This is a genomic window from Acidovorax sp. NN32 (assembly GCF_057597245.1).
On record NZ_CP199679.1, the window covers coordinates 3,665,557 to 3,678,042 of the forward strand.

The 12,486-nt window shown below is 63.6% G+C and carries 12 protein-coding genes; 10 read left to right on the plus strand and 2 right to left on the minus strand.

All coding sequences use genetic code 11. The features are described 5' to 3' along the window. The first annotated feature begins 84 nt into the window (after window positions 1-84). Window positions 85-543: a GNAT family N-acetyltransferase gene (locus ACT89O_RS16915; protein ID WP_487260657.1), complete on the plus strand. Its 459-nt coding sequence runs from the start codon at window positions 85-87 to the stop codon at window positions 541-543. Between the two features lie 63 nt (window positions 544-606). Further along, window positions 607-1,302: an HAD family hydrolase gene (locus ACT89O_RS16920; protein ID WP_487260658.1), complete on the plus strand. Its 696-nt coding sequence runs from the start codon at window positions 607-609 to the stop codon at window positions 1,300-1,302. A 388-nt stretch (window positions 1,303-1,690) separates the two neighbouring features. Here ACT89O_RS16920 and ahpF read toward each other — a convergent pair whose 3' ends face one another. Together ahpF and ahpC are read right to left on the minus strand one after the other, a co-directional pair. Beyond that, window positions 1,691-3,310 (minus strand): alkyl hydroperoxide reductase subunit F, encoded by a 1,620-nt coding sequence (ahpF, locus tag ACT89O_RS16925; protein ID WP_487260659.1) that lies wholly within the window; start codon window positions 3,308-3,310, stop codon window positions 1,691-1,693. 318 nt (window positions 3,311-3,628) lie between these two features. Further along, window positions 3,629-4,204, minus strand: coding sequence for an alkyl hydroperoxide reductase subunit C (ahpC, locus tag ACT89O_RS16930; RefSeq protein WP_055398629.1), 576 nt, complete (start codon window positions 4,202-4,204; stop codon window positions 3,629-3,631). A gap of 413 nt (window positions 4,205-4,617) precedes the next feature. On the opposite strand from ahpC, the gene ACT89O_RS16935 reads away from it, so the two are divergent. The 8 genes from ACT89O_RS16935 to ACT89O_RS16970 all read left to right on the plus strand — a co-directional run bounded on the left by ACT89O_RS16935 (window position 4,618) and on the right by ACT89O_RS16970 (window position 12,479). Next, on the plus strand, window positions 4,618-5,436 hold the full coding sequence (locus tag ACT89O_RS16935) for an FTR1 family iron permease (protein ID WP_228899542.1): 819 nt from the start codon (window positions 4,618-4,620) through the stop codon (window positions 5,434-5,436). Window positions 5,437-5,619: 183 nt separating this feature from the next. Next, entirely contained in the window at window positions 5,620-6,096 is a 477-nt protein-coding gene (gene bfr, locus ACT89O_RS16940; protein ID WP_055398627.1) for a bacterioferritin, read from the plus strand. A 204-nt stretch (window positions 6,097-6,300) separates the two neighbouring features. After that, window positions 6,301-6,768, plus strand: coding sequence for a MarR family winged helix-turn-helix transcriptional regulator (locus ACT89O_RS16945; RefSeq protein ID WP_487260660.1), 468 nt, complete (start codon window positions 6,301-6,303; stop codon window positions 6,766-6,768). Window positions 6,769-6,780: 12 nt separating this feature from the next. Next, entirely contained in the window at window positions 6,781-7,314 is a 534-nt protein-coding gene (locus ACT89O_RS16950; protein WP_487260661.1) for an arsinothricin resistance N-acetyltransferase ArsN1 family B, read from the plus strand. Between the two features lie 393 nt (window positions 7,315-7,707). Continuing rightward, a complete protein-coding gene (locus tag ACT89O_RS16955) occupies window positions 7,708-8,016 on the plus strand; it encodes a DUF3649 domain-containing protein (protein WP_176886506.1) in 309 nt (102 codons plus the stop codon). After that, window positions 8,013-9,779, plus strand: coding sequence for a PepSY-associated TM helix domain-containing protein (locus ACT89O_RS16960; RefSeq protein WP_487260662.1), 1,767 nt, complete (start codon window positions 8,013-8,015; stop codon window positions 9,777-9,779). The genes ACT89O_RS16955 and ACT89O_RS16960 overlap by 4 nt, the downstream gene beginning before the upstream one ends. A 3-nt stretch (window positions 9,780-9,782) precedes the next feature. Further along, window positions 9,783-10,130 carry a DUF3325 family protein gene (locus tag ACT89O_RS16965; RefSeq protein ID WP_487260663.1) on the plus strand — a complete coding sequence of 116 codons (348 nt, stop codon included), beginning with the start codon at window positions 9,783-9,785 and terminating at the stop codon, window positions 10,128-10,130. Window positions 10,131-10,301: 171 nt separating this feature from the next. Beyond that, the gene (locus tag ACT89O_RS16970; protein WP_487260664.1) at window positions 10,302-12,479 is read left to right on the plus strand and encodes a TonB-dependent receptor; all 2,178 of its coding nucleotides are present in this window, start codon (window positions 10,302-10,304) and stop codon (window positions 12,477-12,479) included. Window positions 12,480-12,486 lie beyond the last annotated feature (7 nt).

Consider the following 12,486-nt stretch of genomic DNA (forward strand, 5'->3'; position numbering starts at 1 on the left):
TCTCGCAGCGACCCTTTGGCGTGCTCATGAGCGATCTCCTGGATGCCGCATTCGTCATACCCACACAACTCAAAGGAGGAGTGCATGGAAGTTCGCCGAATTGACCCCTCGGAATTGAACAGCCTCCTGGACTTGTATCAACACCTTCACAAAGATGACGACCCATTGCCGGGAGCATCAACGGTTGAAGCCATCTGGCAAGAACTACAGAGCAACCCACGCTACCGATATTTCGGGGTCTACGTGGCTGACAAGCTCATCTGCAGCTGCACCATCACCGTGGTTCCGAATCTGACCCGTGGCTGCAAGCCCTATGGTTTGATCGAAAACGTCGTGACCCATACAGCACATCGCAATCGTGGGTATGGCAAGGCAGTACTCGCTGAGGCTCTGTCGTTTGCTTGGTCGCAAGGCTGCTACAAGGTCATGCTGATGACAGGCAGGAAGGATGAGGCGACCTTCCAGTTTTATGAATCGGCGGGCTTCAATCGCCATGACAAGCAGGCGTTTACAGCAAAGGAAAGCAAGTGCCAGTCAATATGATCCTTGCCGAGGTCCATCGGGTCAGCAACAGCCCGTCTATGGCCGATTAAGCCTGCGTCATCTATGCGTCAAGCAAAGCCTCCAGACATTGCAGGCTACCGGGCTGTTCTTTTCGACATGAATGGCACCTTCATGTTCGGAGGGGATCGGTTCGACCCGCAGCAGGACTACTACACCAGCTATCGTGCGGTCGGCGGCGGGGGCCTGTCGTTCGCTGATGTGCAATCGGCTGTAAGCGCATGCTACGCAGCCTTTCTGCGCGACTATGAGGATCCCCGGCTGGTGGAGTGCTTCCCTTCCTTGGCCGACTTCATCACCACCCACTCCGGGGTTCCCGCCAGCGAGCATGAAGCGATCGCCATGACGATTGCGAGGCACGAGGTCGGAAAAGTGCCAGCTTGGGCCGCTCTTGCACTGCGCTCTGTCGCAGAACAACGTGCTATCGCCATTGTCAGCAACGTGTGGGCGCCGTCGCATTGTTGGAAGGAAGAACTAGTAGCGAGTGGTGTTGCCCCCATCCTTGCCGCCGCCATGTTCTCCACAGAGGTCGGCGCCATCAAGCCATCCGCGCGGCCGTTTCTTGCGGCGCTCGACGCGGTAGGAGCCTCCCCAGATGAAGTGCTGTTTGTGGGTGACAGCCTGGAGCGCGACATCCTACCTGCCAGAAAGTTGGGCATGACCACCTGCTTGGTAGGCACCAGCGCGCCTGGCGTAGCCGCAGACTTTCACATTCAGTCCATTGCCGAGCTGGCGAGGTGATGTGGGCAACGGCCACGCTGTAGCAAACTATCGCGAGCTCCGGCGAAAGTGGATGAGAACCCTCTCCACCGTGCCACTGACTTGACGATTCCATGCCTCCATGATCGGCACCAAAAGCAAAGCGACCGGATGCTGAAACATCCAGTCGCTCTTGTTTTGATAGCTACTAGCGCTTTACTAGCAAGCGCCAGGGTCCGATTTGCTTGAGATGCCCCCTGCATGACTCCCTCTCCCCTCGCGGGAGAGGGTTGGCGAGAGGGGGGAAACTGGCGCGGAGGGAATGCGCCCCCCCCTCCCCCGGCCCCTCTCCCCCGAGGGGAGAGGGGAGTTGGGGTGTGCCTCGAAAGCACTGGCCCTAACCAGCTCGCCCCCGCCGCCCTGCCCCGTCCTACGCCGCCACGGCTTCGCGCTGCGCTTCGGGAGCCTTGGCGCCTTCGGCCGCAGCCACCACCGGCATGCGGATCAGGTGGTCGAAAGCACTCAGCGCCGCCTTCGATCCGTCGCCCGCAGCAATCACGATCTGCTTGAACGGCACCGTGGTGCAGTCGCCCGCTGCGAACACGCCGGGGATGTTGGTGCGGCCGTGCGAGTCGACGATGATTTCGCCGAACTTGGACAGCTCCACCGTGCCCTTGAGCCACTCGGTGTTGGGCACCAGGCCGATCTGCACGAACACGCCTTCGAGCGGCACCAGGTGCTCCACGTTGGTGGCGCGGTCCTTGTACTTGAGGCCGTTGACCTTGCCGTCGGCGCCGGTGATTTCGGTGGTCTGCGCGTTGGTGTGGATGGTCACGTTGGGCAGGCTCTTGAGCTTGTTGACCAGCACGGCGTCGGCCTTGAGCTGGTCGGCAAACTCGATGAGCGTGACGTGGGCCACGATGCCAGCCAGATCGATGGCAGCCTCGACACCCGAGTTGCCGCCGCCGATGACCGCCGTGCGCTTGCCCTTGAACAGCGGGCCGTCGCAGTGCGGGCAGTAGGCCACGCCTTTGTTCTTGTACTCGGCTTCGCCGGGCACGTTGACATTGCGCCAGCGGGCGCCGGTGGACAGGATCACCGTCTTGGACTGCAGCGTGGCGCCGTTGGCCATTTGCACGCTGATGAGGCCACCTGGCTCGGCCGCGGGGATGAGTTTGTCGGCGCGTTGCAGGTTCATGATGTCCACGCCGTAGGCGCGGGTGTGGGCTTCGAGTGCGGCGGCAAACTTGGGGCCGTCGGTTTCGAGCACCGAGATGTAGTTTTCAATCGCCAGCGTGTCATTGACCTGACCGCCAAAGCGCTCGGCAGCGACGCCGGTGCGGATGCCTTTGCGGGCGGCGTACACAGCGGCCGCGGCGCCTGCGGGGCCACCACCGACGATGAGCACGTCGTAAGGGGCCTTGGCGCTGAGCTTGGCGGCTTCGCGAGCGGCGGCGCCGGTGTCGAGCTTGGCGACGATTTCTTCAATCGACATGCGGCCGGAGCCGAAGACCTGGCCGTTCAAAAACACCATGGGCACGGCCATGATTTCGCGGTCGGTCACTTCCTGCTGGAAGGCGCCGCCTTCGATGACGGTGGTCTTGATCTTGGGGTTGACGATGGCCATGAGCGACAGCGCCTGCACCACGTCCGGGCAGTTGTGGCAGGTCAGGCTCATGTAGACCTCAAAGTTGAAGTCGCCATCCAGGGCCTTGATCGAATCGATCACGTCCTGCTCCACCTTGGGCGGGTGGCCGCCCGTCCACAGCAGGGCCAGCACCAGCGAGGTGAATTCATGGCCCAGGGGCAGGCCGGCAAAACGCAGGCTGTTGGTGGCGCCCGCGCGCTGCAGGCTGAAGGATGGCTTGCGCGCATCGTTGCCGTCGGTGCGCAAGGTGATCTTGTCGCTGCGCAGGGATTGGATGGTTGTCAGCAGCTCGCGCATGTCGCGCGCAGTCTCGCTGTCGTCCAGGGATGCCACCAGCTCAAACGGCTGCTGCACGCGCTCCAGGTAGGCGGCGAGTTGGGTCTTGAGTTGTTCGTCGAGCATGGTGGTGTCCTTTGAATTTGGAGTTGTATGTGGGGAGCGTGATGGCAAGCGTGGTTCGGATCAAGCCTGCCGGTCAAACTCCGGGCGTAAAAAAGCCGGACGGCACGGCGCACAGGCGCCATGACGCTGTCCGGCTTCAGAGGCCGAGAAAAGCGACTAGAAGGTGGGAAGGGGCCCGGCGTGCCAGAGCGGGCCGCACAAACGTGCTCCGTCTAGGCGCAAAGCGCAGGCATAGCTTGGGCTATGGCGAGCATTTGCAACGACGAGGGTGCGCGTTTTTGCGGGACGAGCGGGCATGGCGGGCTCTTTCACACCTTCTTAAATCTTGCCGACCAGGTCCAGCGAAGGCGTCAGGGTCTTGGCGCCTTCCTTCCACTTGGCGGGGCAGACTTGGCCAGGGTTGGCGGCGGTGAACTGGGCAGCCTTGAGCTTGCGCAGGGTTTCCGACACGTCGCGGGCGATTTCGTTGGAGTGGATTTCCAGGGTCTTGATCACGCCATCGGGGTTGATCACGAACGTGCCGCGCAGTGCCAGGCCTTCTTCAGGGATGTGCACGCCGAAAGCGTTGGTCAGCTGGTGCGTTGGGTCGCCAACCAGGGGGAATTTGGCCTTGCCCACGGCGTCCGACGTTTCGTGCCACACCTTGTGCGAGAAGTGGGTGTCGGTGGTCACGATGTAGACCTCGGCGCCGGCCTTCTGGAACTCTGCGTAGTTGTCGGCAGCGTCTTCGATTTCGGTGGGGCAGTTGAAGGTGAAAGCTGCGGGCATGAAGATCAGCACGGACCACTTGCCCTTGAGGGACTGCTCGGTCACTTCGATGAATTCACCCTTGCCGTCACGGTTGACGAAAGCGGTGGTCTTGAAGGGCTGAACTTGCGTATTGATCAGGGACATTGCTGTTTCCTTGGTGGTTGGTTAACTGAACAGGACTGAAGTCTAGGCTTTTCGAGACCATCAATCCAATTAATTGATTTGATTGAATCAATTGCCTGTGACTATACAGTGACACCCTGCCCTCAGGCCGGGGCGGGCATTTTGCCCCCTTTTAAACCCCCAAAGACCGCCACGAAGCCGCTGCACGAACCACCGCCCACCTGGTCAACCCTTGCGGCATATCAAACATTCAAATACAACTGATTCGCGTTTAGTTTTATCATCTGCCGCACTGCAGCAACGCCGCCCATGCCACTTTGCTGCAGTGGGCCAGCCAAAGCTCGACGCCTCTGAAATATTGGTCAAAACGGCCTGCAGCGCTTTATTGATAAGCGCAAGCAGCTCATAAATTTATAGCAAAGACCTCAAACACCATGTTCCAAACACTTCTGATCTGTTTCCGCGAAGGGCTGGAAGCCCTGCTGGTGGTGGCGATTGCCACCCTGTACCTGCGCAAGACCGGGCGCCTGCACCTGTTGCTGCCACTGCGCGCGGGCGTGGGCGTGGCAGCCCTGCTCTCGCTGGTGCTGGGCTGGGTGCTCTCGCAGGTGGGTGCGCTGTCGCCCGCAGCCGAGGGTGGCATGGCGCTGGTGGCTGCCGCCACCGTGGCCTGGTGCGTGGTGCACATGCGCCGTGCGGGCCAAGGCATGGGCCAGGACATTGCCCAGCGCATGGACCGCGCCAGTGTGCTGGAAGGCCCGCGCGCCTGGGTGGCGGTGTTCCTGTTTGCCCTCTTCATGGTGGGCCGCGAAGGCGTGGAAACCGCCACCATGCTCGCCGCCCTGGCCCGCAGCGCCGAGCTGGGCTACATGGCCTGGGGCGGTCTGGCGGGCCTGGCGCTGGCCATTGCCATCGCCTGGGCCTGGACGCGCTACGGTCGCGCGGTGAACCTTGCGCGGTTCTTCCGCGTCACGTCGTGGTTCATGGCGGTGTTTGCGGTGCAACTGGTGGTGTATGCGTTCCATGAGTTCACCGAAGGCGCAGCGATACCCGGCATCGACAACGCTTACTGGCATGCGGCCACCGAAGACCTGGCCGAAGGCACCATTGCCCAGGCCATCTCGCTGGCCCTGGTGCTGGTGCCCACGGTATGGCTGGGCCTGGCGCACTGGCGTGAGCGGCGCACGGCGCCATCGTCTGCAGCCGCAACCGCCATGGGCACACAGGCGGCCGCGCCACGCGCCGCACAATAGCCCCGCGCACGGCCTGCGCAGCCCCATCGGGCCTACCGGGCCGGATGGGGTCGGCCGGGGTGAACGCGAACGCCTATCAACCTCACACGCAGCCAGCGCGCTCTAGCAGGGATATGCCTTGCGCGTGTTGATATGGCTCACGACAATCGGGGCCGAATCAACACAACACAACAAGGAGTCCCCATGAAAGGTGACGCACAGGTCATTGGCCATCTGCAGGCCCAGCTCAAGAACGAACTCACCGCCATCAACCAGTACTTCCTGCACTACCGCATGCTTAAGCACTGGGGCTTCGACAAGCTGGCCAAGAAGGAGTATTCGGAATCCATCGGCGAGATGAAGCATGCCGACTGGCTCATGGACCGCATCTTCACGCTGGATGGCCTGCCCAACCTGCAGGACCTGGCCAAGATCCAGGTCGGCGAAGACGTACCAGAGATCCTGGCCTGCGACCTGCGCGCCGAACAAGGCGCCCAGGCCACCATCAAGGATGGCATCGCCCACTGCGAAACGGTTCGTGACTATGTCTCGCGCGACCTGCTGCAAAAGATCCTGGACGACACCGAGGAGCACATCGACTTCCTGGAAACCCAGATCGATCTGATCGGCAAGGTGGGCCTGCAGAACTACCTGCAATCGCAGATGGGTGACGTGGAGTAATCCATCCCAACGCCTGCGCGGCACGAAGATGCCTCGTCGGTGTCTTCGCCAGCAGAATGGAACAAACGGGCTTCGGCCCGTTTTTTTTGGCCGAAAGTGCATCAACCGATGCACTGAACAAGAAAAAATGGTCCATTTAGTTGCTATTGACAACCAAATCACAGACAAGTATCTTTCAGGCAGTTAGTTGCTTTACACACCTAAATGTCTACCCCTCACCCTGAAATGCTGCTGCGCGAGGTGGCTCGTCTGTACACCCGAGCGCAACGCATCGTGGCCGACTGCAGCCAGACCTCCAACACTCAGTGCCATTTGCTGACCGAACTGGGGCGCTCTGGCCCCCTGACGCTCTCTGAACTTGGGACGCGAGTACGCCTGGAAAAGAGTTGGATATCGCGAGCCGTTGAAACGCTGGTAGCCCGCGGCCTGGTGACCAAGGAGCCAAACCCCGCTGATGCAAGGAGTTGGCTGGTGACGCTAACCGCCGAAGGCACGCGTGCCGTTGATGATCTGAACGCTGCGCTCGATGCCCATGCGACCCAATTGCTGGGCTCGCTTCATGAACGTGATCGCGCTGCCATCAACAAGTCACTCACCCTTCTTTTGCAGGTGCTGCAACAAGAGCAGACCGCACCCTGCAGCGCCTCTCTATTGCAAGCTCCGGCTACTTGAAAGCTCTCGCTCATGACCATACGCACCGCCACAGAAGCTGACGCCGAGGCAATCACCGCCATTTATGCCCCCATCGTTCAGCAGACCAGCATTTCATTCGAGCTTGAGGCTCCGACGATTGAGCAGATGCGGGAACGCATATCCAAGACACTACCGGATCTCCCCTGGCTGGTCAGCGAGGACAAACACGGTCAGGTCAATGGATATGTGTACGCGAGCAAGCACCGTGAGCGGGCTGCCTACCAATGGTCGGTGGACACCACCGCCTACCTCCGTGAGGATGCTCGCGGACAAGGCCTTGGAAAACGGATGTATCAGGAGCTGAAAAGGGAGCTGATCCATCTGGGCTACTGTCAGGCGTTCGCTGGCATTGCCCTTCCCAACAATGCCAGCGTGGCGTTGCACGAGTCGGTGGGATTCGAAGCACTGGGCGTCTATCGCAATGTAGGTTTCAAAAACGGCCAATGGCACGATGTGGGCTGGTGGCAGTGCAGACTCCAGTCGCCGAGCAAGCCTGCTTCGCCTTTGAAGTTTCAAAGTCTGTAGCCGCTGACGTAGCACGGTGAACGCACCCATGCGGCGCACCTATGCCCCTCAACGTCACAAGCTGTTGCAAGCACACATCAAAACAGCACAAATAGCATTCTTATAAATGCGAATGCTTCTCAACAAAAGTAGAATGCATTCTTACGACCAAGGCCATTCCTTCTTGCAGATCCCGATCTGCAAGGGCAGGTCCCGTGATTCCCTTTAACACCTAGCCAGCCAGTCAGCCGGGCTCTCCGCCGCTGCAGCCAGCGTTTGTACGTTTGCCGTACGACACCTACTGCCTGGAGCCTTTCTGATGCCGCGCAGCACCGCCAGCCCCTGCTCTGCAGGAGTTCTGCTTCTCTCCTTTTTTGAAGGCCGCACCGCCCTGGGTGCCGCCGCAGGTCGGCCATGAAGGCGGCCCGCGTTGACTGGCGCTACCGCCTGGTCATCACCTCCCGCGCCATGGCGGCCATCGCTGGCGGCTATGCGCTGGCGGCAGGGTTCACCGCTGCGCTTTCGCTGGTGTTGGCGCTGTGGATGCCACGCGTGGAGGCCGTGCTGACCGCCACCATGCTGGCCTGGCTGGCCTATGCCATGGCGGCGGGATGGGCGTTTTATGCGCGCACGGCCTGGGGCGCCTGGGGCGGCACGCTGCTGCCCGCCCTGGCACTGGGCGCGTGCGCCATGGCGCCGCAATGGATGAGGGGCACGCCATGACAACAGCGACCTCCACCGTGCGCAAGAGCGCCGACCGCGAAGGCTTTCGCCAAGCGATGTCGTGGCTGCACACCTGGGCAGGGCTCATCCTGGGCTGGCTGCTGTTTGCGATCTTCCTCACGGGCACGCTGTCGTTCTTCAAGAACGAGTTCAACCTGTGGATGCGGCCCGAGATGCACGGGCTGCCGCGCACCGACGCGGCCGATGCGCAGGTGGCCCAGAAGTCCGTGGACGCGCTGGTGCGCAAGGCCCCTGACGTCACCCAGTGGATCCTGCACCTGCCCGATGACCGCGACCCAGCTGTCAACATGCTCTGGCGCGGCACCGGCAACGGGCGCTTTGAAACGCTGCGCATGAACCCGCAGACGGGCGAGCCCATCGAGGCGCGCCAGACCATGGGCGGTGATTTTTTCTACCGCTTTCACTTCGAGCTGCGTACCGCGCAAAAGGGCCGCTGGACTATCCAAGGCCGCTGGGTGGTGGGCGTGGCCACGATGCTGATGTTTGTGGCGCTGATCACCGGCGTGATCACACACCGCCGCATCTTCAAGGACTTCTTCACCTTCCGCCCTACCAAGGGCGGGCAGCGTGCCTGGCTGGATGCGCACAACGTCAGCGGCGTGCTGGTGCTGCCGTTCTATCTGATGATCACCTTCAGCGGGCTGATGATCTTCCACACGCTGTACATGCCCGCGGGCATTGCCGCCAACTACAAGAACGAGAAAGGCGTGGACTCCAACGCGTACTTTGCCGACCTGCAGGGCGAGAAGCCCGAAAGCCGTCCCCGCCGGGGTGCGGGCGACAAGGTGGAGCCCCTGCCCGCCATCACCCTGCAGCCCATCATCGACGCGGCCACCACCCGCTGGCAGGGCGGGCGCATCGGCAGCGTGCAGGCGCGCCGCGATGCCAACGGCCGCGCCGTGGTGGAGGTAACGCGCCACGAAGGCGACCGCCTGCAGTACCGCCCACCGCGCCTGCTGTTTGATGCCACCACCGGCGAGTGGCTGGACCATGCCTACGCCACCAGCCCCGCCGTCAAGACCTATGGCGTGCTGTATGGCCTGCACATGGCGCGGTTTGCCGATGTGGGCCTGCGCTGGGCGCTGTTCGGTTTTGGGGTGCTGGGCAGCCTGATGATTGCCACGGGCATGGTGCTGTGGTCGGTCAAGCGCAGCGCCAAGTCGCAGACACAGGCCAGCCGCAAAGGGGCAGCCACCGCCACCAGCACCGCAACCAGCACCGCGCCCGCTGCGCACCCCAAAGCGCCGTTTGGTGAGCGCCTGGTGGCTGGTATCAACATCGCGACACTGGCCGGGCTGCCGCTGGCCTGTGGCGTGTACCTGGCCGCCAACCGCCTGATCCCTGTGGGCATCGAGGGCCGAGCGGATGCAGAGCTGGCCTGGTTCTTCAGCGCCTGGGGCATCACGCTGCTGTGGGCGCTGGCCTGCGCAGTGGTGCGCCCGCACCGCCTGGGCTGGACGGTGCCGCTGGCAGCTGCGGGCCTGGTGTGGGTCGCGCTGCCGCTGATCAACGCGCTGACCACACACACCCACCTGGGCGTGAGCCTGCCCGCGCGCGAATGGGTGTGGGCCAGCATGGACCTGTCGTTTTTGGCCACTGGGCTGCTGCTGGGCTGGCTGGCGTGGCGTGTGCGCCCTGGTCGCACGCCCCGGCGCGGTGCGCCTGCACGGAGTGCGCGACCCGCGCGGCCTGCCCCGTCGGTGCCCGTGGCGCCTGCCGAAACCTCCACCTCGGGAGCCTGAGCCATGTCTGCCTTTCTTCTGTGCTTTGCCGCCTGGTCGGCCATTGCGCTGGGCATGGATCGCCACCACGAAGACGCCCTGGCCCACGCCCTGGGCAAGGAAGGCGCCGTGCGCCGCCTGGTGGCGCTGCGCCGCTCGGGCTGGCTGCTGCTGGTGCTTTCGCTGTGGCTGGCAGCGGCGCACCCGCCGGGGGGCACATCTGCATCACTGGGCGTAACGGCATGGTCCGTGGCCCTGTCGGTGGCCGCCGTGGCGGTCACGGCCACCGTCACCTGGCAGCCCCGGCGCACGCCCGAACTGGCTGGCGCCGCCCTGCTGGCGGGCCTGCTGGCGCGGGCGCTGGGGTGGTGATGGACAGTCTCCACGCTCCCGCAGCCGTGCGCTGAGCCGCTCGGGCTCGAACTCGCTTTTCTGTTTTCACGGCCCCACCACATCCCAGACAGCGGGCCTTTACGGCGTGCGCCAGGCCACGAGGTGCAAGGGCTTTTCGCCAACCGCGTTGCGCTCACTCCAAGGAAAACCATGCACGCTTACACACCAACCCCCTATCGCCTCCACCCGCTGGTGGCCGCCCTGCTTGCCACGCTGTGTGGCACGGCACTGGCGCAGACGACGGCGCCACCCCCTGCAGTTGCGCAGACCACGCCGCAGACGCTGGGCGAGGTCACCGTGCAATCCAGCGCGGACGACGACGGCTATTCGCCCGCCGCCGCCAGCACAGCCACCAAAGGCAGCGCGCCGCTGCGCGACGTGCCCCAGGCCGTGAACGTAGTGCCCGCACAGCTACTGCGCGACCAAGGCGCGCGCTCCATGGAAGACGCGCTGCGCAACGTGCCCGGTGTGGCCATGAGCCACGGCGACGGCCAGCGCGACCAGGTGGTGATACGCGGCTTTACCGCCATTGCCGACCAGTTTGTGGACGGCGTGCGCGACGACGCGCTGTACTTCCGAGACCTGGCCGACATCGAGCGTGTGGAAGTGCTCAAGGGCCCTGCCGCCGTGCTGTACGGGCGTGGATCGTCGGGTGGCCTGATCAACCGCGTGACCAAGAAGCCCAAGTTTGGCGAGACCTCGGGCGAGGCATCGCTGGGTCTGGGCAATTTTGACTACCGCCGCGCCACGGCCGACGTGAATGTGGGCATCAGCGACACCGCCGCCTTCCGCATCAACGCCGCCGTGGAAGACTCGGGCAGCTACCGCGACCAGCAGTTCGTCAAGCGCCACAATTTCGCGCCGTCGCTCGCGCTCAAGCTCGCGGCGCAGACCGACCTGCTGCTGCAGTACACCAACGCGCGCGACAAGCGCCTGACGGACTTCGGCATCCCTGCGCTCAACGGCCGCCCAGTCAACGTGCCCGCGAGCACCTACTACGGCTCCAGCAACGCCGCGCAGGACGACACCACCACCAGCACCATGCAGTCGTTCGCGGCCACGCTGAACCACCGCTTCAACGACGACTGGTCGGTGCGCAACGTCACGCGCCTGTACGACTACACGCTGGACCGTTACAACACCTTGCCCGGCGGCACCACCGACCCGGTGAACCTGACGGTGGGCCGCACGCGCTCGTTCATCCTGCGCGACGAAAAAGGCTTCTTCAACCAGACCGACGTGACGTGGCGCAACCAGCTCGGCGGCTTCAAGCAGGAGTGGCTGATGGGTGTGGAACTGGGCCAGCAAAAGAAACGCTCCGAGTCCGTCACCGGTGGCGCAGACCGCGTGCCGCTCTTCAACCCCGGCAACCGCCCTGCTCCCGCCATCCCAGCGGCCAACTACAACGCCGACAGCGCCATCCCCAGCCACACCACGCAAGACACGGCCGCGCTGTACTGGCAAAACCAGATCACGCTGGCGCCCCAATGGAAGGCGCTGGTGGGCGCCCGCTACGACGTCTTCGGGCAAGAGACCACGTTCGACCGCAAGCTCGCAACGCTCTCGCGCACCGACAAGAAGTTCAGCCCTCGCGCGGGCCTGGTGTGGCAGCCGAGCGATGTGGTGTCGTACTACGTGTCGTACAGCAAATCCTTCCAGCCCTCGGCCGAAGCGTTTGCGCTGGCCGCCAACAACACCGGCGCCGAACCAGAGATCACCGAGAACAAGGAAATCGGCGTCAAGCTCGACCTGCTCGATGGCCGCATGAATGTGACCGGCGCGCTCTTCAACCTGGAGCGCACCAACATCAAGAACACCGACCCCGCCAACCCTGGACGCCAGATCAACGTGGGCACCCAGCGCACCAACGGCCTGGAGCTGACCGCCAACGGCCGCCTGCCCGGCCGCTGGGACGTGAGCACCGGCTACGCCTGGCTGGACGGCCGCATGACGAAGTCACTGGCCACCACCACATCCACACAGCTGCCCACCGCCGCCATCGCCGCCCAAGGCAAGGTGCCCGCGCTCACGCCGCGCAACTCCGCCTTCCTGTGGGCCATGAAAGACCTGGGCCACGGCCTGCGCGTGGGCGGCGGCGTGAACTACGTGGGTGCGCGCTTCACCTCGCTGACCAACCTGGTCACCCTGCCCGGCTACACCACGCTGGACGCGGCCCTGCAGTACACGCTGGGCCAGTGGGATGTGGACGTGAACATCAAGAACCTGGCCAACCGCAAGTACTACGTGTCGGCCCACGGCAGCAACGACAACCTGATCCTGCCCGGCTCGCCGCGCGCGGTGCAGGTGACGCTGCGCACGCGGTTCTGACGCTGCG